A 20,487-nucleotide genomic window follows, 5' to 3' on the forward strand; every position below is an offset into this window, starting at 1 on the left:
GTGTGTGCGGCGATGCGAAAACTGCTGCAACTGGCCTATGGTGTGGTGAAATCAGGAAAGACATTTAATGCGGAAATACCGCTTGCCGGATAGCCGACAAGACGGTATCTCTCCCACAGGGAGAGGGGACTATCCGTGCTACATATCAACTCCCGAACCAAATACGTTCCTACAAACATCACCCGATCCTCCGTCGTAGGGGCGCTGCATGCTGCGCCCTCTGCAGTGCCACCGATTAATGCCAACGCCAAATCAGTTCCCTCTCCCTGTGGAAAATGATGGGGACAGTCGGTGCTACAACTCAACGGCATCCTCTCTATCAGCCCTGTTACAGATCAACTCCCGCCCCCGACCACAACTCCGCGCGGGCTCCCTCTCCCTGTGGGAGAGGGTCGGGGTGAGGGGATAAAGCGATCGCAAAATCAACAAATCCACTCCTGCAAACGTGGGTATTTCTGTTGAGATAACGACCAGAACACTTATTATGTAAACTCGGCACTCAATAAGGGAATACGATGAGAAGACTTCCGGTCTATCTGTTACTTGATACTTCGGGCTCCATGACGGGCGAACCCATTGAAGCGGTCAAAAATGGGGTGCAAACGCTGCTCTCCACCCTGCGACAAGATCCCTACGCCCTTGAAACCGCCTATGTTTCCGTGATCACCTTCGATTCTTCCGCACGCCAAGCAGTGCCCCTCACCGATCTGCTGAGCTTCAAGCTGCCAGAACTGGTGGCCAGCGGCACCACCGCGCTGGGTGAGGCCCTCTCACTGGTCGCCACCAGCATCAGCAACGAAGTGCAGAAAACCACCGCCGAGACCAAAGGCGATTGGCGCCCGCTGGTGTTCATCATGACCGATGGCTCGCCAACGGATGACTGGCGCAAAGGCGTCAGCGACTTTAAAGCCGCCAGAACCGGCGTGGTCGTTGCCTGTGCCGCTGGCCACAGTGCCGAAACCAAAGTACTACAAGAAATCACCGAGATCGTGCTCCAGCTGGATACGGCGGACTCCACCTCGATCAAAGCCTTCTTTAAATGGGTGTCGGCCAGCATTTCCGTCGGCAGCCAGAAAGTCGAGTCAGGTAAAAAGGAAGTTATTGGCCTGGACGATTTACCGCCACCACCACCCGAAGTTAACGTTGTTCTATAAAACATTTTCAAGGAGATTTTATGTCAGTCAGTTTGCGTAAAGGACAAAGCGTCAGCCTGCGTAAAAACGAACACGACCTTTCCTCAGTCACCATTGGGCTCGGCTGGGATATCAATGAAGAGAAGAAAGGTTTGCTGGGTGGTCTGTTTGGCAAGAAAGAGCCGGAGTATGATCTCGACGTCATCGCCTTCCTGTGTAATGCCCAAGGCAAAGTCGCCGATCTGGGCGATGTGGAAAACGGCCGGCCTTCACTGGTTAACGGGGATATCATTTTCTTCAACAGCCTGCGCCATAAGTCTGGCCACATCTGGCTGACCGGCGATAACCGTACCGGTGCGGGCGATGGTGATGACGAGCAGATTATCGCCCAGTTGAACTCCCTCGATCCCAAGTACGAAAAAATCGTTTTCATCGTGCAGATTTATAACGGCCAGGAGCTGAAACAGCACTTCGGCAAGGTGCAAAATGCCTTTATCCGTGCGGTGGATGCCAAAAACGTTGAGATGGCACGTTTCGACCTTTCGGGTGGGGCCGCCTTCGATGGCCAGCGCTCCATGCTGTTTGCCGAGCTGGTGCGTGAAAGCACGGGCTGGAAGTTGAACGCCATTGGCGAACCTTCCGAGTCCGACTCCTTCGTGTCCCACTTGAAGAACTACCTGCAATGAGAAGATTACCCGTTTACCTGTTGATTGATACCTCCGGGTCGATGCGCGGGGAATCTATCCATGCCGTTAACGTGGGCATTCAGTCAATGATGAGCGCGCTGCGCCAGGATCCGTATGCGCTGGAAAGCGTGCATATCTCCATCATCACCTTTGATAACGAAGCCCGGGAGTTTATCCCGCTAACCTCATTAGAAGAGTTCCAGTTCAGCGACATTGTCGTCCCCAGCGCGGGTGGCACCTTCACCGGGGCCGCGCTTGAGTGCCTGATCACATGTGTCGATCGGGATATCCACCGCTCCGATGGCGATCAGAAAGGCGACTGGCGGCCACTGGTCTTCCTGATGACCGATGGCACCCCGTCAGACAGCTATGCCTATGGCGAGGCGATCAAAGAAGTCAAAAAACGTTCCTTCGGCTCCATTATCGCCTGTGCGGTCGGGCCGAAGGCCAAACATGAACACCTCAAGCAACTGACCTCTCAGGTTGTGGCTCTCGAAACTCTGGATTCAACGGCATTTTCCGGCTTCTTCAAATGGGTGTCGGCCAGCGTCGCGTCAGGCAGTTCCAGTGCGGGTGTTAACGCCGGGCAGGATAACCTCCCGCCACCACCACCGGAAATACAGCTGGTTCTGTAGCCAACAGGCAAAGCTTGAGACTGCGGTCACTGGACTCACAACGTAGGGGCGCTGCATGCTGCGCCCGTTTGGATAATCAATGAGTTAGCAATGGTCACACAGCGCGGCTCCTACAAATTCAGCAACGTTGCCAGTTTGTCATCAATCTGAGACAAAGCCTCTACCCGGAGCTTTGCCTGTTTTTTCATTGCCCCATGACGCGCATTGCAAGACGCATCCGCCTGACGAGGTTTTTAACCATGAGAAGACTGCCCATCTTCCTGGTCTTGGACTGCTCAGAGTCCATGATCGGGGAAAGCCTGAAGAAAATGAATGATGGCCTGCAAAGGATCGTCAGCGACCTGAAAAAGGACCCCCACGCGCTTGAGACCGCCTGGATATCGGTGATCGCCTTCGCCGGGGTGGCAAAAACCATCGTACCGCTGGTGGAGGTGGTGTCGTTTTATCCCCCTCGCCTGCCGATCGGCGGCGGTACCAACCTGGGCGCGGCATTGCGGGAACTCACCCGTCAGTTGGATCAACAGGTCAGAAAAACCACCCAGGAACGCAAAGGCGACTGGAAACCGGTGGTGTACCTGCTCACCGATGGCCGCCCAACGGACGATACCGCCCCCGAAATCAGGCGCTGGAAAGAAAACTACGCCAATAAGGTCAACCTGATCGCCATCGGCCTTGGCCCTTCGGCGGATATGAACATCCTGCGGCAGCTGACCGACAACGTTCTACTGTTCACCGACAGTCAGGAAGGGGATTTCGCCCAGTTCATTAAGTGGATCACCGCGTCTGTCTCTGCGCACAGCCGCAGCGTGGGGGAAGATGCACCTCCGCTGCTCACCCACACCGACCACATTGTGCGGCTGGCCAAAGACGATATTGCCAGAGCCTACGACGAAAACTGCGTCACCCTGACGGGCCGTTGCAGCAAGTCACGCCGCCCTTATCTGATGAAATACGAACGCCCGGCCATCAACCTCTCCTCGCTGGATTTCAAGCTCAATATCAACGGCTTCAACCTCAACGGCTGCTTCCCGATCGATGAGGATTATTTTACCTGGAGCGACGAATCGGCATCCGCCATTCAGGTCAATACCAGCGAACTGCACGGCGTGCCGGGTTGCCCGTACTGCGGCAATGCCAGCGCCTTTGCAATGTGTACCTGCGGCAAGCTGTTGTGCGTCAACGGGCCCGATGACGTTATCTGCCCGTGGTGCGATAAGGGGCTGACGTTCAGGGAAAACGGCGGCGACTCTGATTTTGACGTGACGCGAGGGAAAGGCTGATGCAAGACGTGGAGAAACTGCGCCAAAACGTGCTCATGCTGATCCTGGCAGAAACGGGCGCAACGACGGATGACGCCCAGCTTGCCAGCCTGCAAGCCGATGATGAGATCGGCACCTTGCTGACCAACCTCATCACCAAAGTGACTGCCAAGACCCCCGCAACGGTTGAGACAACAGAAGCTCCGCCGCTGGTTGCCAATGACGATACCTTGGCCGACGAACCTAAAGTGGTCCTCACCAAGAGCGATGACATCCCTGTTGCCGCCCCAGAAACCGCAGATCTGCCAACACCAGTCGACTGGCAGAAAGCACCGTTTGAGCCGCTGGAAGTGCAAGGAGATGCCACATTGCCTGAAGAAACCGCCAAAGAAAACCTGAAGCCAGGCCAGATCCCGTCCGGCACCGCTACCCCGATTAGCACGCCGCAGAACAATCAGCCGCAGGCAAAAATCAACGTGGCTAATGCCCGTACCGGCGTCCCCTTCCACTCTGAAATCGATATCGTGCTGGATGATGGAACGACCGCCGAAGTGCTGGCCGTCGCGTTCTCTAAAGATATCGGCATCACCTTTGATCCGGCGACCTCTTCACTGGCAGGAACCGCCACCGAAAGCGGCGACTTTGACATCACGGTTACCTGGTCTTGCTCCACTGCACCGCAATGCTCCACCCAAGTCCCCTTTATCGTTAACCCCGACCCGCGCAGCTTGTGGAAAATCCTCGAGCCGCCTGCCGATTCGCGCTATTTCAAACCGCATGTCGCCCATCAGCAGATCCTGGAGCCTGGCGTGAACATCATGGCAGCCAGCCGCAGGGGGCGTTCCCATGAGCATGCGGGCACCTTCCGCGATGATGACTTTTACATCGCCAGCAATAGCAACACCGGCTGGAACGTCATGTTGGTAGCCGACGGAGCCGGTAGCGCGAAAAATTCGCGCGAGGGCTCGCGTATCGCGACTCAAACCGTGGGCGACTACCTGACTACCCTGTTGAATAGCGACAAAGGCCTGGAACTCAAAGCCTGCGTTGAAAACTGGGGAACTGACGATCAACGGATAGTCTGGGAAGCGTTTAATCGCCTGTTCCGCCAGGCCGCGATCATGGCCGTCAACAATATCAGCAATGAATCCATCCGGGCCGAAGAGAGCGCCAAATCCTATTCCACCACGCTGCTGGTCACCGTCTCATTCCGTACCGGGGCCGAGCTGTTCGCCGCCTCATTCTGGTTGGGCGACGGTGCCATTGCAGCCTACGGGCCGGTGGGCAAAGTGCGCGTACTGGGCACGCCAGACAGCGGTGAGTATGCGGGCCAAACGCGTTTCCTGGATGCCGATGCGGTGAACGATGCGAACTTCAGTAAGCGCATCAGCATCGGTAAATGGACTGAGGTCTCTCATCTGGTGCTGATGACCGACGGCGTCTCCGATCCCCGCTTTGAAACGGATAATGGCCTGCAAAATAGCCAGAAGTGGGATGACCTGATCGCGGAGCTGACGCCCTGCCTGAGCGATCCCTCGCAGCCCGCAGAGCGGCTGGCCGAATGGCTGAACTTCTTCTCCCCGGGCAATCACGACGATCGGACCCTTATCGTGGCGTGGTGAATGGATTGGACTACATAGCGGGTGAGTAAAATGGCAAATATTGTTACCTGTACCACCAGGGATGGCGAAACCATCCAGTATGTCGATGAAATCATCGGCTCCGGCTCCATGAAGGACGTCTACTTTTCGCCGGATAAGTCATACGTAGTGGCGTTCTATAAGAAGCCGCAGAACGAGCAGGCGAAAGAACGCATCGAGATGATCACTGGCCGCTACAGGCAGAACATCTTTGAGCAAGCCGGTGGCGATTACTGGCAAGGGCTGTTTTGTTGGCCCACCAGCATAGTGGAACACGACGGCAAGATCGGCATCGTGGTGCCCACCTACCAGAGCCACTTCTTCTTCAAGTACGGCTCAAAGAATAACGACTTCCTGGGGATTAAAGGCCGCGAGAAGGAAGGTAAATGGTTTGCCAGCGCCAATAACCAGAACAAGTTCCTGGATCCGCGCGAACGCGGCAACACCCTGAATTACCTGAAGGTCTGCTTGCTGCTGACCCGGGCAGTCCGGCGTATGCACGCCGCTGGCCTGTGCCATAGCGATCTGAGCTATAAAAACGTGCTGATCGACCCCGAGCAGGGCCACGCCTGCATCATTGACGTCGACGGACTGGTGGTACCAGGCAAATATCCCCCAGACGTGGTCGGCACGCCGGACTTTATTGCTCCGGAAGTGGTGAAAACCAGCCATCTGCCGAAAGAAGATCCGCAGCGCATACTGCCAAGCATCGCCACCGACAGGCATGCGTTATCCGTGCTGATCTACATGTATCTGTTCTTCCGCCACCCGCTGCGCGGCGGCAAGATCCATGACATGGACGACGAGATGCGCGACGAATCGCTGGCGATGGGTGAGAGGGCGCTGTTTATAGAGCACCCGACCGATCACAGCAACGCGGTCAAACTCAACCAGGTCAGCCCTTCTTCGCTGCCTTGGGCCGATCCGCAGAAAGTGCCCTACACCATTATGGGCCCCTACCTGACGCCGCTGTTTGAAAGGGCGTTTATTGAAGGCCTGCACGAACCCACCAGGCGGCCAACCGCCGATGAGTGGGAAACGGCGCTGGTGAAAACGGTCGATCTGATCCAGCCGTGTCAAAACGCTGCCTGCGAACAGAAATGGTATGTGTTCTCCGGTAAAAACCGCCCGGCCTGTCCGTATTGCGGCACACCGTTCAAGGGTAAGCTGCCGATCCTGAACCTTTATTCCTCGCGTAAAGCCGGGAGCTTCCGCCCCGACGATCATCGCCTGATGGTATGGAGCGGCCAGTCGATTTATGCCTGGCACGTTAACCGCCTGATCGCCCCCAACGAACGTACGCCAGACGCGCAGAAAAAACGCGTGGGCTATTTCGTATTCCATAACGATCAGTGGTGGCTGGTGAATGAAGGTATCAGCGGGCTGCTCTCCTTGCCGGATAAGACCCCGGTGGCGATCGGTGACAAGCTGGCGCTGAACGATGGGGTTCAGTTTGTGCTCTCCACCGAGGAGGGCGGCAGGCTGGTAGTGGTGCAGTTGGTGGAAAACTAAGCTTTGGTGAGTGCGGGGTGTGGTGCCCCCCGCACTAAGTTATAGGGGAAAGGAAGGCCCACACCTGTACCCCTTAAAAAAACAACCATTAGTGCTTTCTCACCCTTAGGTAGCATCATCCCTCTCCCACTGTGCTCCTCGATATGTCCGGGCTGCCTTGCCACAGCCAATGGTACAGATCGTGACTGCGCTGGAATCCCAATTTTCGCATGGATGCCTGCTTATGGGCGCTGACGGTCTTGGTGCTGATCTGCAACTTTCTGGCGATCTGTGTAGGCGATAAGCCTGCTGCTATCGCCTGCAAGACTTCCCGCTCTCGCCGAGTGATCTTTTCGTAGTCAGGTACGCAGGGGGCATTATTATTGAGCTGCACGTCGAACAGCCTATCCAGCTGTTGCATCACCGCCTCGGGTTTATCATTCAGGCCGATTTCTCCCTGTTGATAGGTGACCCCTTCTGTATTTTTGTTCCGTATTAGGAAGATTTGGTAGCGTTGATACCCTTCTCCCCTCCAGCTGGCATTGCTCCTGACAATCAGATCCGCAACTTTCAGATGAATAATATCATTGCAATCTGCATGAACAAATAGAGGGGATACTCCCCGGAGATAAAAATACCGTTCAAAAAGGTGGCGAATACCTTGTAAGAAATAGAGATTTTTGCCCCATAGAGCAATAACGATGCGTGAGTTCATATCGACACCTTAACAGCCTGATTCTTTTTAAATGACACCGTTGATGATGTGATACATCATTGGGATATATCCCCACCCCGGGTAGGTGTTGCAATACACCAGCGTAAGCTCTTTTGGTCTGGCACCGATGAGACATGCGCCTTCTTTTTCTTTACCAGTTTCATCAGGTAGTAGCGGGACACATAAATGTTGGTATCACAGTAATCGGCAATATCCCGGGTCTTGGGCCATTTATCTCTAGGTGGCAATGTATCGGGAGGGCAGCAATCAACACGGCTCAACACCTGCAACGCCGTCAGAACCTTGTCGAAGGCTGCATTATGTTTCTTATATTTCATTAGGTTAAACCTTTTCTCTTACGAGCGTTCGTGATGAATAAGCCCGTGTTACAGGCCAAAGCCCACTGATCAAAGCGGCAAACGGCATGCAGGTCCTGTTTGCTTGGCTTTCTGAGTGTATTTAATACCACATCGGATGAAAGCATTCATAAACGGTACAATAACGAGTTTTAAATCTGACTAAATTAAATTTGCGATATAATACACCGGAAACATAATGATACATACGATAATAACTCGCAATTTAGCCATAAAAACCACCTGCCAAGGCAATTATTGCAAAATCTCTTTATTCATCAAAAAAAACTTTTAAAAAATAAGGTTGACCGTAATAATCCCGGCTTCAATGAGCGACCGGGAAGTATCCTAAACATATATCATTACCACTGAGAGATTAATCTTAATGAAAAATCAAAATGAAAGGTTTTGTTTTCGATTTAGATAATTATAGAGTGAGGAAAACCCTCCATTTCCAGCTCAGCCAAACTGTGTATTCCATGATGGAAAGACAGCAGCACAACAAGTCTTTCATGCTTGATGGATAGCCAACCTCTCTCAATCCATTAGGGAATAGTCTTGGCTTAAAAAACACATGGAAATAGCATCAGGATGCTTTGCTCACTTCTTAAAAAACTGACGGTATCAGTAGTGATGATCTTATTGAAGGTGCTTTGTCTGCTCGGACTGTTCAGATAAATGATGGCTCGTGGCTAATAATCCGCTACGAAATGATTTTATTCACTTTTTTAATACGTAAATAAGGAATTCATTATGCGTAAGTCTATTTTTACTCTGGCCCCGGTTGTTGCAGCTTTGTTGGCAGGATCTGGCGTGGCTCAGGCCGCATCTAACGCCCAGATGACCATTACCGCCAACGTTGTCGCAGCGACCTGTGACGTTTCTCTCTCCAACGCTAGCCTGGACCTGGGTAACTACTCCAAAACCGCAATCACCGCAGTCGCCACCCCGGTGACCCAGAGTATAAAAACCTTCACCGTGGGCCTGAGCAACTGTGAAACCCCGGCAGCAGCAGGCGATCAGGCAAGCCTGATCGTCACCGGCCAGACACTAGGGGGCAACCCGAACATCTTTAACAGCACCGGCACCAATACCGGCATCATGTTAAGTGAAGTGACCTCACCAACCACCTACATTACCGCCGGCCAAAAGTTATCGGTAGCCAAAGCAGGTGAGACCCCGGAAGCGGGCGATTTCAACGCGAAATCCTTGAGCCTGCAGGCTGGTTTGGCCTCTACGTCCCTCACGCCAGATATCGGTATGGTTAGCGCCCCAATCCTGTTCAGCTTTGCCTACAACTGATGTGTTCCAGCGGGCCGATGGCCCGCCTTTTCAGGATCCGCAATATGACGCGCTTTATCTCCCTGTTTTCGCTGCTAGTGGCCCTGCTGGGTGCGCCGTTGGCAGGCTGGTCCGCCGGGTTTGGCATTAATGCCACCCGCCTGATTTACCCTGAAGGTGCCAGCAGTATCAACGTCGCGGTACGCAACACCCTTAACCACGAACCGTACCTGGTACAAACGGCTATCAGCGGTAAACAGGATGCACAGACCGCGGCCCCGTTCACCGTGACGCCGCCGCTGTTCCGTCTGGAACCTCAAAGCACCAATCAGTTACGTATCGCCTTTACCGGCCAGCCGCTACCTGACGATCGGGAGTCGGTGTTTTATTTGCATGCCACCGCGATCCCGGCCAGTACGCAAAGGGATCCGGCTCAACAGCGTAATGACGTGCAGGCCCAGTTGCGTTTCGGCGTGGGCAACATTATCAAGCTGTTCTACCGGCCTGCGAGCCTGAGCGGTTCCTCTGCCGCCGCCCAAAAAGAGTTGCAGTTCTCCCGCGTGGCTGGGGGGCTGAAGGTGACCAATCCCTCTCCCTATTTTGTCAGCCTGGCCGACTTGAAGGTGGGGGGGCAACAACTGGCCTTGGACACGCCGGCTGCACTCATGCTCCCCCCTTTCGGCAACCATATCTGGCCGGTTAAAACACCGTTGGCAACCGGCAAGCGGGTGCAGTGGCAGACCATTAATGATACCGGAGGCACCGATGCGTTCAGCGCAACGTTACCTTAAGGCCGCGCTGGCTGTAGTGCTGGCAGGTGGTGGAGCGGTATCCGCCCCGGTGCAGGCCGTAACGCTGGATTTCTCCGCCGTGCTGACCAATGGCACCTGCACGCTCAGCCTGGATAGAAGCACTCTGCCTTTGGGTGTCATCGCTAAATCCCAGCTGCGCCCAAACCAGCTGGTTGCTCCACAGCCCTTTACCCTGTCCGTGCAGGATTGCACCGGCTCTGCGGGCGGCAGCCTCAAGCCTGTAGTGACTATCGCCGGCACCGGCACCACCCAAGACAGCAAATGGCTGTTTCGCAATGCCGGATCGGCGGCGAATACCGGGATATTGGTGATCCAGAGTGCCTCCGTGCCGGATTACAGCCAGCCCGAAGTCAAAAACAACAGCGTGATTTCACTGGCGAACCCCGGACAGATACCGGTCAACCAGACGTTCACCTTTTATGCCGGTGCCAGTTGTGGCGGCAGCACCGGGTGTGCCACGGTCGCGACCGGTGACGTGACGGCCACGCTGATGTTTACGTTTCTCTATCAGTGAGGGCCCGATGACACAGCGATTTTATCTGGTGCTAGCAAGCCTGCTGCTCACTTTCAGCCTGTCTGCACAAGCCGGGAGCGGCGGCATCAGCCTGGGACAGACGCGCGTTATTTTTTCTTCCGCGGATAAAGCACAAACCCTCACCGTCAGCAATAGCGGGCAACAGGCTTATCTGGTCCAGGCCCGAGTACAAAACTGCCTGGACGATACGACCCCTGCGCCGTTTATCGTTACGCCACCGCTGTTCTCGCTGCAAGGCGATAGCCGCCAACTGCTACGGCTATTGCCGCAGGGTGCCACGCTGCCCACCGACCAGGAATCCCTGTTTTATCTCTCTATCTCGGCCATTCCTGCACAGGCTGAACCCGTAACGGCGGCCGATCGGCTGTCGATAGGGGTACGTTTCGTGATCAAGCTGTTTTATCGCCCGCAAGGGTTGGCGTTACCCGCGGACAACACCCCTTGCCTGCTGACGTTCAAGCGTGAAGCACACGGCGTGCGGGCCATCAATCCCACCGGCTATTTTCAGACCCTGGGGATGCTGGCCGTTGACGGGCATACCGTGGCGCTAGACCAACAACCGGCGATGGTACCTCCGCACAGCAACATCACCCTGGCCGTTGACGGGCCGGTGAATAAGGTGGCCTGGCAGACGCTCACCGACTTTGGCGGGCTCTCCCAGTCCTGCCAGCAGACAGGTTCAGCCTCCACGGAGACCACACCATGAAATACCCGATTTATCTTCTGATGGGCCTATGCCTGTTGGTCAACAAAATGGGCCTGGCACAGGACAACGTCTCGCCGGGGATATCCTTTTACGTGCTGCGGGTGATTTACCCGGAGGGCGAAAAGCAGGGCGTAACGCTGACCGCCTACAACAAAAGCCCGGCACCGTATCTGATGCAGTCATGGATCCGCCCGGTCGATCCAGCCACCGGGGATGTCGATCTGAGCTGGCATGGCACCCCGGTGATGCCATTTATTGTCACGCCGCCGCTCGCTCGCCTGGAAGCGAACGGTGAACTGGCGCTGCGTATCCGCCGCAACGATGTGCCGCTGCCTAACGACCGCGAGTCGGTGTTTTTTATCTCCATGAAGGCGCTGCCCACCCAGCAGCCCGACGGTGAGCAGATGGTGATGACGGTCGTGAGCAATATCAAACTGTTTTACCGCCCGGCGGGTTTGGTGAAACGCGCCGTGGCAGACATGGCCCCGAAGCTGACCTTCCGCCGGGCAGGCGACCAATTGACAGCAACCAATCCGACCCCCTACTGGCTCACCTTCTCCCGCCTGGCGGTGGGGAGTGTGGCGTTGGACAAACCGGCTCTGCGCCTGATGGTACCGCCTTTCGGCAAGCAGTCTTACACCCTGCCCGCCACCGCGAGCGGGAAAGTCAGCTGGCAGCTGATTGATGAAGATGGCTGGGATACCCCGGTTGCCCAACAGGATTGACGATTTCTCCCTTCCTGGCTCGTTACGGGGAGCCACGTTCTTTCAGACGGATAGGATAACCATGAAAATTCACCCTCTTGCCCTTGCTCTTTCCCCACTCCTGGTGGGCAGCGCATTGATTGCAGGCACGTCTCCAGCCTGGGGCCGCGACTACTTTGACCCGGCGCTGTTGTCGCTTGGTGGTGGCCTGGAAGCCGTCACCGACCTGAGTGCGTTTGAAAGCGCCGGACAGACCCCGCCGGGCACCTATCTGGTGACGGTACTGGTCAACCGCAGCGAGCGTGGCCAATACCGCGTCGTGTTCACCCCGGGTGACAAGGGCCAGGTCAGCCCGGAATTGACTCCCGCCTTCCTGGCGGAGATGGGGATCAATACCTCCGCATTGCCCACTTTTGGCGGGTTGCCGGTCGACAAGCCAGTCAGTGACCTGACCACCCTGATCCCTGATGCCCGGGTGCACTTTGATTTTCAGCAACAGCGCCTGGAACTCAGCATTCCCCAGGTAGCGATGAAGCCGGACGCCAGCAGCGTGGTTAACCCTGCGCTATGGGACCAGGGCATGACCGCGTTTTTACTCAACTATACCCTCAACGGCGGGCGCAGCCGCCAGGACGGGCAGTGGGGCCAATCCGCCAGCGAACAGTCCAACCTGTTCCTGGGGCTGCACAGCGGATTGAACTGGCAGGCCTGGCGCCTGCGCAGTGACATGACCTACACCTACAATAACAGCCGCTCTGGCTATGGCGACACGCAACGCAACCAGCAAACCCGTTTCTCAAATACCTATCTGCAACGCGATATCCAGGCCTGGCGTTCGGATGTGCTGGCTGGGGAGAACAACACCGGCAATGACGTTTTCGACAGCATTCCGTTTCGCGGGGTGAAATTGAGCTCCAGCGAAGACATGCTGCCGCTCAGCCTGCGGGGATTTGCCCCGGTGATCAGCGGCATTGCGCAGAGCAACGCCCGGGTTACCGTCAGCCAGAACGGTAACGTGGTGTACCAGGCGTATGTCGCCCCGGGGCCGTTTCGGATTAATGACCTGTACCAGACCGGCCAAGGGGGAGACCTGACGGTCACGGTGACCGAAGCGGATGGCAGCGTACGTACCTGGACCCAGGCCTTCTCGGCGCTGCCGGTGATGCAACGTCCGGGGGGGTTGAAGTACGAACTGACCGCTGGGCGCTACAACGGCGGCATCACCACCGGCTCCAGAGAGGCCCATTTTGCGTTGGGTACCCTGATTTACGGGCTGCCCCATGACATCACGTTGTACGGCGGCGGGCTGATAGCGGAGAAATACGCCTCGGCGGTGGCGGGCAGCGGGATTTCGCTGGGGGATTTCGGTGCCATGTCGGCGGACGTGACCCTCTCATCGGCCCGCATGTATGACGAAAGACAGAGCGGCCAGTCATACCGGGTACGTTATGCCAAAAGCCTGCTTAGCACGGGCACCTCGGTGGATCTGACGGCTTATCGTTACTCCACCCGGCACTATTACAACTTTGCCGACTTCAACAACAGCGGTTATCAGCTCAGTGAAGGCCAGGTGCCCTGGGCACTGGCCCGACAGCGTTCGGATTTCCAGGTGCGGGTAACCCAGCAACTGGGAGATTTTGGATCGCTGTACCTGTCGGGGGCGCGCAGTGATTACTGGGGCGATGAGCAGGTGAACAACACCCTGTCGGCGGGTTACACCGGCAGTTGGCACGGCGTGAGCTATGGCCTGGCCTACAGCGTTGACCGGATAAAATCCGACGGGGATTGGCCGCAGAACCGCCAGTTGGCGTTCAATATGCAGGTACCGTTCAGCCTGTTCAGCGCGCAGCCTGCTCTCAATCGCAGCTACGCCAGCTACCAGATGACGCACGACAGTGAAGGCCGTGTGCGGCAACAGGTGGGGGTGAGCGGCTCGGCGGCGGAAGACCGCCTTTCCTACAGCCTGATGCAGGGGTGGAGTAACAACAACCAGAGTGGCAACGGGGGTAGCACCAGCAACCTGAATCTGGGTTGGCAGGGGAGCCAGGGCATGGTCAGCGCCGGGTACAGTCACAGCAGCCGCTATAACTCGCTGAATGTGAGTGGTAACGGGGGGCTGGTAGTCCACCCCAACGGGGTGACGCTGAGCCAGCAACTGGGCACTTCAGTAGCCGTGGTTCGCGCACCGGGCGCTGCCGGGGTGAGCGTAATGAACGGCGGAGTCCGTACCGACAGCCGCGGGTATGCGGTGGTGCCGTACCTGTCGCCTTACCAGAACAACACGGTGAGCCTGAACCCGTCGACGCTGCCGGAAGATGTCGACCTGCCGCAGAGCAGTACCAATGTCTACCCCACCAAAGGGGCGGTGGTAGCGGCCACGTTTACGCCTCGCACCGGCTATCAGGCGCTGATAACCCTGACCCAGGCTGGCATACCGGCACCCTTCGGCACGCTGGTGACACTGGACGGAGAAGGAGCGGAGATCAACAGCGGCATCGTGGGTGATGCCGGCCAGGTGTACCTGAGCGGGTTGCCGGAACAGGGAAAATTGCGCGCGGTGTGGGGCCGTGGGGCTGCACAGCAGTGCCTGGCCCACTTCAACCTGAGCAAGGCAGCAGTATCAGCAAACAATCCAGTGCGCATGCTGAATGTGCAATGTGAGGAAGGACAGTGATTAAACAGCGTTTAATAAAGACAGCATCATGCGGTATCGCCAGCATAGCCTTAATGATGCCCCTTGCGGCCCCCGTTCTGGCGGAAACCATCACCATCGGCAAGGGTACGGGGATCCTATGGGAGGGCATGCCGTTTAACGCGCCATTAAGTGGTTCTCTCGATTATGCATTACTTGATCCCAAATACGGACTCTTGTCAGTCTCTGAGGTACCGACCCGATGCATGGACTCAAGTAAATTGAAAAACATTGGTGGCTATCTAGCCTTCCCGCTGGCCGGGGTCTCCGGAGTCGGATTGATCCCTCGGGCCTCGGGTAGCGCCACTTATACCCTAAGTAACAATTCACAGGGGAGGTTGACTGGCACCATTGGGCTGCCGGAAACCGAAGGCTCCTCAACGTCACAAAATAATATTACCTCACCGCCAGGCTTGGCATGGTGCCTCCCCCCTGCTAGTTCGAGAAATACGGAATTTTACTCGAGTTCGGGTGCTCGTACGGCAACGCTCTCAGGCACCTGGGTACTGGTGGCGGACGGTACCCAACAAGATGGAGAAGGGTCAGTTCCACCCATGTATTTTGGCAGCTTTTCCGGCACTGCCTCAGGGGATAGAATTACCTCTATATTGCCCACCAATATTTCCCTGCGCATCTCTACGCTGGAATGTAGCGTGAATACCCCGACAGCCATTAACTTCGGATCGGTCATTCGCAATACCCAGGCCAATGCAGAACTGGCGGTGAAGCCAGTACAACTGGTTGCCACCTGCGGACAGCCTAATAACCAGATAAATGCCAATATCAATCTGCAGTTCCGCGCCATCAGTGGCCTGTACAACAGCGCACCCTCACGGCTGGCATTAAACCAGGGAGGAGGCTATATCACCGGGGAAATTGATAACGGGGTGACAGGCAGTGGCGACTGTAAGGCCACAACCGGCTTACGCTTTGATAACTTCCTCATAAAACTGGGCAATATCACCAATGCGGAAAGCAGCAAAACCTTGACCAATCAGCTCACCTGGCGACTGTGCTCGGGAGGCAGCAGCGTGCCAATCGGTGCGGTCACGGCCTCTACGGAAATGCTGGTGACGTTTAACTGAGCCGTATTTGGCGCTGCAGACGGTTGGGTGTATTCCAGCCGTCCAGCGTATTGAAGCTGACGTCCACCTACCCTGCACCACTTGCTCAATCCTCTGTGCAGATCATCAGCGTTTGATTGGGCAAAGAAAGGATATAGTCCCAGGTATTCACTTTGCTGATTTTCAATTTGATGTCATCGTATTTTAACACCTTGAAAATATTGATAAGTTCAGGATTCCTTTCTCCCATATGGATAGCGTAATAACCCGCCTCTTTTTTGTAGCGAAAATCCACGATACCGTCCGCCAACTTTGGCGATGCATTTGGGCAGGCATAGGTGCCGGATATCAACAAATACCCCTCCCCATTACCGTGCATAGAGATAAACACATCAAAAACGCTGTTTCTGTCGCAGCTATAGCCAGCGATTTTGGTGTGCAACTGCGCCCGACATTCAAAAACACGGTCCTGCAGGGTGCGTTGCCAAACGGCATATACGGCCCAAGCCACCATCATTACCATGGCCAATACCAAGAGCTTAGTTTTCATTTTCGTTTTCATATTTGGACATATAGTAATTATCGCAAGGTGCCTTACCATCGTACGGGCAATAGGTTAACAGGTCGTTCATCATCACTCTCCCAGACGCATCCCCCTTTTTCTCGGCAAAATAATAGACATTGGCTTTTTGTAAGCAGTTTAGCTTTTCATTACTCACAATCATTTTAAGGTTCGCAATGATACGGGCTTTATCTAACCCACGGGTGACATCATCGGTGAGATAAAACTTGCATTGCCCCAGTGTAAACACCTCCGTGCGTGATGATTTCATACTCCATTGGTCATAAACACTCGGCAGGATCAAAAATGCCACCAGCATTATCCCGCCCGCTGACAGTGCCATTTTTCCTTTTAGCCAAGAGCGGGCAACGAGCGGTTGCTCTGCCACCACGCCCGGAGCGGGTAACACCAATGGTGGTTGTGGTTCTGCTAACGCAGGCGCTGGCCGTTGCTCTTCAGTTTTCGCCAACAGGGTAATATCGGCCTCAAACAAAAAACCGTGCTTGGGGACGGTGGTGATCAAGCCCGGGCAACCACATTTCGCCAACGTCTTCCTGAGTATAGAGACATAGTTACTCAGGTTATTACCGGAAGCGTTCAAGCCTCTTTTTTCCCATAACTCTCTGAGCAACGTCTCCCGGCTTAACAAGCTATGATTATTGTTAATTAACAACAGCAACAGCTCATTGACCACCCGGGTGAGCTTGATCATATCAATCGCATTATCTGGACTCAGCAAGGTCCCATCATCAGAATTGTATTTTACAATCCCGTTAATGATGCACTCCATATCCTCTCCCCAAAAAAACTGAACTTATCTACGTGACAACCGCCCCTGTACGGGCTCATCCCTCCTCACTTCTTTCTTCACTCCTCCATCGGCTTGAAAAACAGCGCGCAATCTTACAGGAAAAATCTCAGCAACATACTGTGTGAAGCTCTCCTTCAGCGTAAACCAACGAATCCACCATCGCCATTAACGGAATAAAAACTTAATTAAATAAAAAATGCAGCATAAAATTTTATATAACCCATCAAATTAAGTATATATAGAAAGGGCAATTTACCGAATGTTAAGATTTATCCTATCGAAAGCCGAGCGAGCAGACTGACGAAACACAAGCCTAACAGCGTCAATAACCTTTATTTTTGCAGGTGTAAATCACGCCTTAACAACCAGGCTAATAACCTGAAAAAAACAAGCCTTACGCCTGTTGCCATGAAAACCCTTTATTTTCATGCGGGATTTTGCACACCCAAGGAAAGCCATGATGGAAACGTTAATCAAAGACAGAAGTAAACTTAAAAATTACAGCCTGACTATTGAGGATAGAACATTAAAATTAAACAATAGCCAAAAGGCTGTAATGCTGAGTAAGAACCAGGCCAAACTGCTATTATGCCTGATCAATGAGATTCAGGAAAAGCAGACCATCATCAATTATATCTGGGGCATTGATAAAAACGATGCAAACGAGAGTAACTATCGTCAACTGGTCCGTCGGACCCGAGAAATATTAGAAAAAAATGGTTTTCCTAACGAGACTGTCATTACCATTCCCAACTATGGCTTATGTATAAACACTAAACTCATTGAGCAACAAGACATTCCACGAGATTCGTCTATAGGCATTTATAACGATCGGGCAGCTCTCTGAGCCGCCATTGAAAGCCGATGCATATCCGTATACTTCAAATATTAGCACCTCTGCTATCCATCTGTACCTATTTAAAGAACTCATTGGGACAGCGCTATGCATGTCCCCCCCCTGTGTATAATCCAGACCGAAACCCTAACGGTATTCCATGATCAATACACTGCTCGCTGTGTATTCGCCCCCAGTGTTTTCGTTCCCGTTGGTCGTCACGACAAAGTCGAGAGGTAGGGTATTGCCGGTGATTTCCATGGACACCCCCGTAGGGTCGAGCGTACGTCCGTTCACAGACATGTTAGCCGTTAACGTTCGCGAAAGATTTAAGTCCGAGATTAGTTTGAACGTCACAGTAGTCGCGTTGGTGCATTGTACGTTATGTCGTTGTGTCAATTGTAACCCAGAGGTTGAACCGGACCGTACGACGCCGAAGTCGAACACCATGGACGGAAGGCTTTCACACGTTACATCAGGTGGAGCTATGCTCCCGCAGGTTGCATCGGGGAGGTTCACCCCCTTGGTATACGTGCCATCCTTATTGTACGGCCAGTATTGGAAGCAACCTACAGCGATTTCGGTATAGGAGATGCCTCCCCCGACAGACCAATTGTCTATTTGGGAATGCCCTGATGATCCGAATTGCGTGACGAAGCGTGCGCGTATCGAGTTCACTGTTTCACGGTCGGCGTAGGTCAGCATGAGGTTCCTCTGGCCAAAGGGGCTGTAGGTCGTTCCCAGTGCAGGGAACACGACCGACACGCCTGCGTAGCATTTGCCAGTATAGCATCGTAGTATGGGGTTACCTGGTACGTCAGTAGGCCAGGCAAAATCAACAGCGACCGTGTACCAGCCGTTCGGTAGTCGAGAGATTTTCCCGTTTAGGACGTATGATGCCCCCCTGGCGGTATCCGCGTTCAACAGGAGAGAGACAACAATGATGTATTTTAACATTCGTTCAGTCATGCGTGTTATATACTCCACACACTGCGCCACGCTACGGCGCACACAGTGCTCAATAAATGCAACAGCAAATAATCAATACCCGCTGGATTCAGCCGCTTGCAATTGACTGTTTGCCCAAATTTTCCACCGAGCCTCATACGCCCGCACCTTTGCCTCGATCGCTGACGGAGTCAGCCCCTTAGCTTTGGCTTGCTCGTAAAGCCGCGTTCGTTTTGCTCGATGGTTCTCTAACGCTCTGGGCGCTATGGTGGTGCCCGTGGGGGTAAACCATACTCCCAGCCAGTCAAATCCACGTTCAATTCTCCCCAACTGGGTTTTATCCGGATGGGTTTCAAAACCGCCCAGATCGAAAAATTCATATAATCGCTTAACCGACCGCCGCAATTGCCAGCGGCTGCGGGTAAGCACCACAAAATCATCCATGTAACGCGCATAAAAGGTTCCCTCCTGTGCTGCAAAATAACTGTCTACGTGATGTAACAGGCTGGCGCCGATTAATGGACTCAACGCACACCCACGACAAATGCCAAACTCTGGGGTATGAAACTCGCCCGCATCCTCAACGCTGTAATACAGATATTGTTTTATCAGCCCCACCAATACGGGGTCAGAGACGTAACGCTCCACCTGCGACAGTACTTGCCCTTTACGGATATGCCGGTAATAACCCCGAATATCGGTACGGTAAACAAAAGCATATTCGTCACTGGTAAGGGCTTGCCATACCTGACGGATCGATTGCCGACCACCGCCCTGGCCTTTCACATGGGCGCAACGTTCATGGGTCGGCAACAGGTGCTCCACTTGCATCGCCACCCACTTCAATACCAGTGCATCCGACGCGCACCACTGCACCCAGGAATGGCCAAAGTGATGATGCACCTGCATGGCGGTTAGCCGATATCGGCCAGACTTTGCGCTCTCGAACAACGCCTCGCCACATTGTTTCCAGTGGTAGCGCAGATGCCAAATATCCGCGTCTGCCGGAGCATGCCTGCGCCGCAGGCAAAGCCACTGCCAGGCACGTTGCCAGCAAATCTCAGCGTTATTCATATTCCAAACTAAAAGTCGCTACCGCGCTGAACGGCCCGTGCTCAATGGTTTCATTGGCTATCGCCTCAGGCTCACCCTGCACATAGGCTTTGAAGATGAGCAGGTTGTCGTCCTTGGCTAACGGGTATTTCTGCCCGCTCTGGTTCAGCGGCAACGGCTCGCCTTCGGGGGTTTCCATACCGATGGCAATACCAGAAGCCTGGCTACCGCCTGCCAACGCCAACAGCCCGGGTAAATTCGGGTTCTCATTACCGCTGAAACGTACCCGTACCGTCGTGCCCAGGCTAAGATCGCACTCCGCCAAATGCAGCGTAAACTGCTGCCCGTGGGTACGCTGGTTCAGGTACAGGTATTTGTCGATCACCGTGCCGAAATCCAGCTGAATATTCTCTTCCCCCGGCGGGATCACGCAGGGCTCAGCCACTAATGCGCCATGAAAACGCACGTTGTCCTCCCCCATCACCAGCGGGCTGAGCAGCAGTGCTACCCCAGCCCAAGCGGTATTTAGCCAATACCGACGGCGGCCGTTATTCCCTTGCATCCGTTCC

Annotated in this window: 20 protein-coding genes; 14 read left to right on the top strand and 6 right to left on the bottom strand. The window is 54.5% G+C overall.

What is annotated here, in order from left to right:
- Window positions 1-515: 515 nt before the first annotated feature.
- The 6 genes from ACMV5I_RS06205 (at window position 516) to ACMV5I_RS06230 (ending at window position 6,865) form a co-directional block, all read left to right on the top strand.
- The gene (locus ACMV5I_RS06205) at window positions 516-1,154 is read left to right on the top strand and encodes a vWA domain-containing protein (protein WP_021807361.1); all 639 of its coding nucleotides are present in this window, start codon (window positions 516-518) and stop codon (window positions 1,152-1,154) included.
- Window positions 1,155-1,174: 20 nt separating this feature from the next.
- Window positions 1,175-1,819 (top strand): TerD family protein, encoded by a 645-nt coding sequence (locus ACMV5I_RS06210; RefSeq protein WP_024484436.1) that lies wholly within the window; start codon window positions 1,175-1,177, stop codon window positions 1,817-1,819.
- Window positions 1,816-2,454 carry a vWA domain-containing protein gene (locus ACMV5I_RS06215; protein WP_141130904.1) on the top strand — a complete coding sequence of 213 codons (639 nt, stop codon included), beginning with the start codon at window positions 1,816-1,818 and terminating at the stop codon, window positions 2,452-2,454. Before ACMV5I_RS06210 ends, ACMV5I_RS06215 begins: the two co-directional genes overlap by 4 nt.
- Window positions 2,455-2,693: 239 nt before the next feature.
- Entirely contained in the window at window positions 2,694-3,734 is a 1,041-nt protein-coding gene (locus ACMV5I_RS06220; RefSeq protein WP_261147700.1) for a TerY-C metal binding domain-containing protein, read from the top strand.
- On the top strand, window positions 3,734-5,335 hold the full coding sequence (locus tag ACMV5I_RS06225; RefSeq protein ID WP_414823898.1) for a protein phosphatase 2C domain-containing protein: 1,602 nt from the start codon (window positions 3,734-3,736) through the stop codon (window positions 5,333-5,335). Before ACMV5I_RS06220 ends, ACMV5I_RS06225 begins: the two co-directional genes overlap by 1 nt.
- Window positions 5,336-5,365: 30 nt before the next feature.
- Entirely contained in the window at window positions 5,366-6,865 is a 1,500-nt protein-coding gene (locus tag ACMV5I_RS06230) for a helix-hairpin-helix domain-containing protein (protein WP_121608148.1), read from the top strand.
- 115 nt (window positions 6,866-6,980) lie between these two features.
- On the opposite strand, the gene ACMV5I_RS06235 is transcribed toward ACMV5I_RS06230, so the two are convergent.
- Window positions 6,981-7,559, bottom strand: a complete 579-nt coding sequence (locus tag ACMV5I_RS06235) for a response regulator transcription factor (protein WP_414823899.1) — start codon at window positions 7,557-7,559, stop codon at window positions 6,981-6,983.
- A gap of 56 nt (window positions 7,560-7,615) precedes the next feature.
- Complete coding sequence (locus ACMV5I_RS06240) at window positions 7,616-7,897, bottom strand: FaeA/PapI family transcriptional regulator (protein ID WP_121608151.1); 282 nt, start codon at window positions 7,895-7,897, stop codon at window positions 7,616-7,618.
- Between the two features lie 771 nt (window positions 7,898-8,668).
- On the opposite strand from ACMV5I_RS06240, the gene ACMV5I_RS06245 reads away from it, so the two are divergent.
- The 7 genes from ACMV5I_RS06245 to ACMV5I_RS06275 all read left to right on the top strand — a co-directional run bounded on the left by ACMV5I_RS06245 (window position 8,669) and on the right by ACMV5I_RS06275 (window position 15,730).
- Window positions 8,669-9,217 (top strand): fimbrial protein, encoded by a 549-nt coding sequence (locus tag ACMV5I_RS06245; protein ID WP_121608152.1) that lies wholly within the window; start codon window positions 8,669-8,671, stop codon window positions 9,215-9,217.
- A 44-nt stretch (window positions 9,218-9,261) separates the two neighbouring features.
- Entirely contained in the window at window positions 9,262-9,987 is a 726-nt protein-coding gene (locus tag ACMV5I_RS06250) for a molecular chaperone (RefSeq protein ID WP_202671616.1), read from the top strand.
- Window positions 9,962-10,522: a fimbrial protein gene (locus ACMV5I_RS06255; RefSeq protein ID WP_202671615.1), complete on the top strand. Its 561-nt coding sequence runs from the start codon at window positions 9,962-9,964 to the stop codon at window positions 10,520-10,522. The genes ACMV5I_RS06250 and ACMV5I_RS06255 overlap by 26 nt, the downstream gene beginning before the upstream one ends.
- A 7-nt stretch (window positions 10,523-10,529) precedes the next feature.
- Window positions 10,530-11,249, top strand: coding sequence for a molecular chaperone (locus ACMV5I_RS06260; RefSeq protein WP_414823900.1), 720 nt, complete (start codon window positions 10,530-10,532; stop codon window positions 11,247-11,249).
- Window positions 11,246-11,974, top strand: coding sequence for a molecular chaperone (locus ACMV5I_RS06265; RefSeq protein WP_414823901.1), 729 nt, complete (start codon window positions 11,246-11,248; stop codon window positions 11,972-11,974). The genes ACMV5I_RS06260 and ACMV5I_RS06265 overlap by 4 nt, the downstream gene beginning before the upstream one ends.
- Window positions 11,975-12,035: 61 nt before the next feature.
- Window positions 12,036-14,627 (top strand): fimbria/pilus outer membrane usher protein, encoded by a 2,592-nt coding sequence (locus ACMV5I_RS06270; RefSeq protein ID WP_414823902.1) that lies wholly within the window; start codon window positions 12,036-12,038, stop codon window positions 14,625-14,627.
- 53 nt (window positions 14,628-14,680) lie between these two features.
- Window positions 14,681-15,730, top strand: coding sequence for a hypothetical protein (locus ACMV5I_RS06275; RefSeq protein ID WP_414823903.1), 1,050 nt, complete (start codon window positions 14,681-14,683; stop codon window positions 15,728-15,730).
- Between the two features lie 85 nt (window positions 15,731-15,815).
- Here ACMV5I_RS06275 and ACMV5I_RS06280 read toward each other — a convergent pair whose 3' ends face one another.
- The gene (locus tag ACMV5I_RS06280; RefSeq protein ID WP_414823904.1) at window positions 15,816-16,271 is read right to left on the bottom strand and encodes a hypothetical protein; all 456 of its coding nucleotides are present in this window, start codon (window positions 16,269-16,271) and stop codon (window positions 15,816-15,818) included.
- Complete coding sequence (locus ACMV5I_RS06285) at window positions 16,249-17,061, bottom strand: winged helix-turn-helix domain-containing protein (protein ID WP_414823905.1); 813 nt, start codon at window positions 17,059-17,061, stop codon at window positions 16,249-16,251. Before ACMV5I_RS06285 ends, ACMV5I_RS06280 begins: the two co-directional genes overlap by 23 nt.
- Before the next feature lie 478 nt (window positions 17,062-17,539).
- Between ACMV5I_RS06285 and ACMV5I_RS06290 the strand changes: the two genes are divergently transcribed.
- On the top strand, window positions 17,540-17,929 hold the full coding sequence (locus ACMV5I_RS06290) for a winged helix-turn-helix domain-containing protein (RefSeq protein ID WP_414823906.1): 390 nt from the start codon (window positions 17,540-17,542) through the stop codon (window positions 17,927-17,929).
- 1,029 nt (window positions 17,930-18,958) lie between these two features.
- Here the strand turns inward: ACMV5I_RS06290 and ACMV5I_RS06295 are convergent.
- Both ACMV5I_RS06295 and ACMV5I_RS06300 read right to left on the bottom strand, forming a co-directional pair.
- On the bottom strand, window positions 18,959-19,939 hold the full coding sequence (locus ACMV5I_RS06295; protein ID WP_414823907.1) for a reverse transcriptase domain-containing protein: 981 nt from the start codon (window positions 19,937-19,939) through the stop codon (window positions 18,959-18,961).
- The gene (locus tag ACMV5I_RS06300) at window positions 19,932-20,480 is read right to left on the bottom strand and encodes a fimbrial protein (RefSeq protein ID WP_414823908.1); all 549 of its coding nucleotides are present in this window, start codon (window positions 20,478-20,480) and stop codon (window positions 19,932-19,934) included. The genes ACMV5I_RS06295 and ACMV5I_RS06300 overlap by 8 nt, the downstream gene beginning before the upstream one ends.
- Window positions 20,481-20,487 lie beyond the last annotated feature (7 nt).

The sequence above is a fragment of the Serratia sp. T13T92 genome (assembly GCF_047530105.1).
GTDB lineage: Bacteria > Pseudomonadota > Gammaproteobacteria > Enterobacterales > Enterobacteriaceae > Chania > Chania fonticola.

Bases quoted from the DNA above. Each gene is read 5' to 3' on its own strand.
- ACMV5I_RS06255 (WP_202671615.1), top strand. From the start codon at position 9,962: ATGCGTTCAGCGCAACGTTACCTTAAGGCCGCGCTGGCTGTAGTGCTG.
- ACMV5I_RS06220 (WP_261147700.1), top strand. From the start codon at position 2,694: ATGAGAAGACTGCCCATCTTCCTGGTCTTGGACTGCTCAGAGTCCATG.
- ACMV5I_RS06250 (WP_202671616.1), top strand. From the start codon at position 9,262: ATGACGCGCTTTATCTCCCTGTTTTCGCTGCTAGTGGCCCTGCTGGGT.
- ACMV5I_RS06210 (WP_024484436.1), top strand. From the start codon at position 1,175: ATGTCAGTCAGTTTGCGTAAAGGACAAAGCGTCAGCCTGCGTAAAAAC.
- ACMV5I_RS06265 (WP_414823901.1), top strand. From the start codon at position 11,246: ATGAAATACCCGATTTATCTTCTGATGGGCCTATGCCTGTTGGTCAAC.
- ACMV5I_RS06230 (WP_121608148.1), top strand. From the start codon at position 5,366: ATGGCAAATATTGTTACCTGTACCACCAGGGATGGCGAAACCATCCAG.
- ACMV5I_RS06240 (WP_121608151.1), bottom strand. From the start codon at position 7,897: ATGAAATATAAGAAACATAATGCAGCCTTCGACAAGGTTCTGACGGCG.
- ACMV5I_RS06290 (WP_414823906.1), top strand. From the start codon at position 17,540: ATGATGGAAACGTTAATCAAAGACAGAAGTAAACTTAAAAATTACAGC.
- ACMV5I_RS06215 (WP_141130904.1), top strand. From the start codon at position 1,816: ATGAGAAGATTACCCGTTTACCTGTTGATTGATACCTCCGGGTCGATG.
- ACMV5I_RS06235 (WP_414823899.1), bottom strand. From the start codon at position 7,559: ATGAACTCACGCATCGTTATTGCTCTATGGGGCAAAAATCTCTATTTC.
- ACMV5I_RS06300 (WP_414823908.1), bottom strand. From the start codon at position 20,480: ATGCAAGGGAATAACGGCCGCCGTCGGTATTGGCTAAATACCGCTTGG.
- ACMV5I_RS06275 (WP_414823903.1), top strand. From the start codon at position 14,681: ATGATGCCCCTTGCGGCCCCCGTTCTGGCGGAAACCATCACCATCGGC.
- ACMV5I_RS06270 (WP_414823902.1), top strand. From the start codon at position 12,036: ATGAAAATTCACCCTCTTGCCCTTGCTCTTTCCCCACTCCTGGTGGGC.
- ACMV5I_RS06285 (WP_414823905.1), bottom strand. From the start codon at position 17,061: ATGGAGTGCATCATTAACGGGATTGTAAAATACAATTCTGATGATGGG.
- ACMV5I_RS06280 (WP_414823904.1), bottom strand. From the start codon at position 16,271: ATGAAAACGAAAATGAAAACTAAGCTCTTGGTATTGGCCATGGTAATG.
- ACMV5I_RS06295 (WP_414823907.1), bottom strand. From the start codon at position 19,939: ATGAATAACGCTGAGATTTGCTGGCAACGTGCCTGGCAGTGGCTTTGC.
- ACMV5I_RS06205 (WP_021807361.1), top strand. From the start codon at position 516: ATGAGAAGACTTCCGGTCTATCTGTTACTTGATACTTCGGGCTCCATG.
- ACMV5I_RS06245 (WP_121608152.1), top strand. From the start codon at position 8,669: ATGCGTAAGTCTATTTTTACTCTGGCCCCGGTTGTTGCAGCTTTGTTG.
- ACMV5I_RS06260 (WP_414823900.1), top strand. From the start codon at position 10,530: ATGACACAGCGATTTTATCTGGTGCTAGCAAGCCTGCTGCTCACTTTC.
- ACMV5I_RS06225 (WP_414823898.1), top strand. From the start codon at position 3,734: ATGCAAGACGTGGAGAAACTGCGCCAAAACGTGCTCATGCTGATCCTG.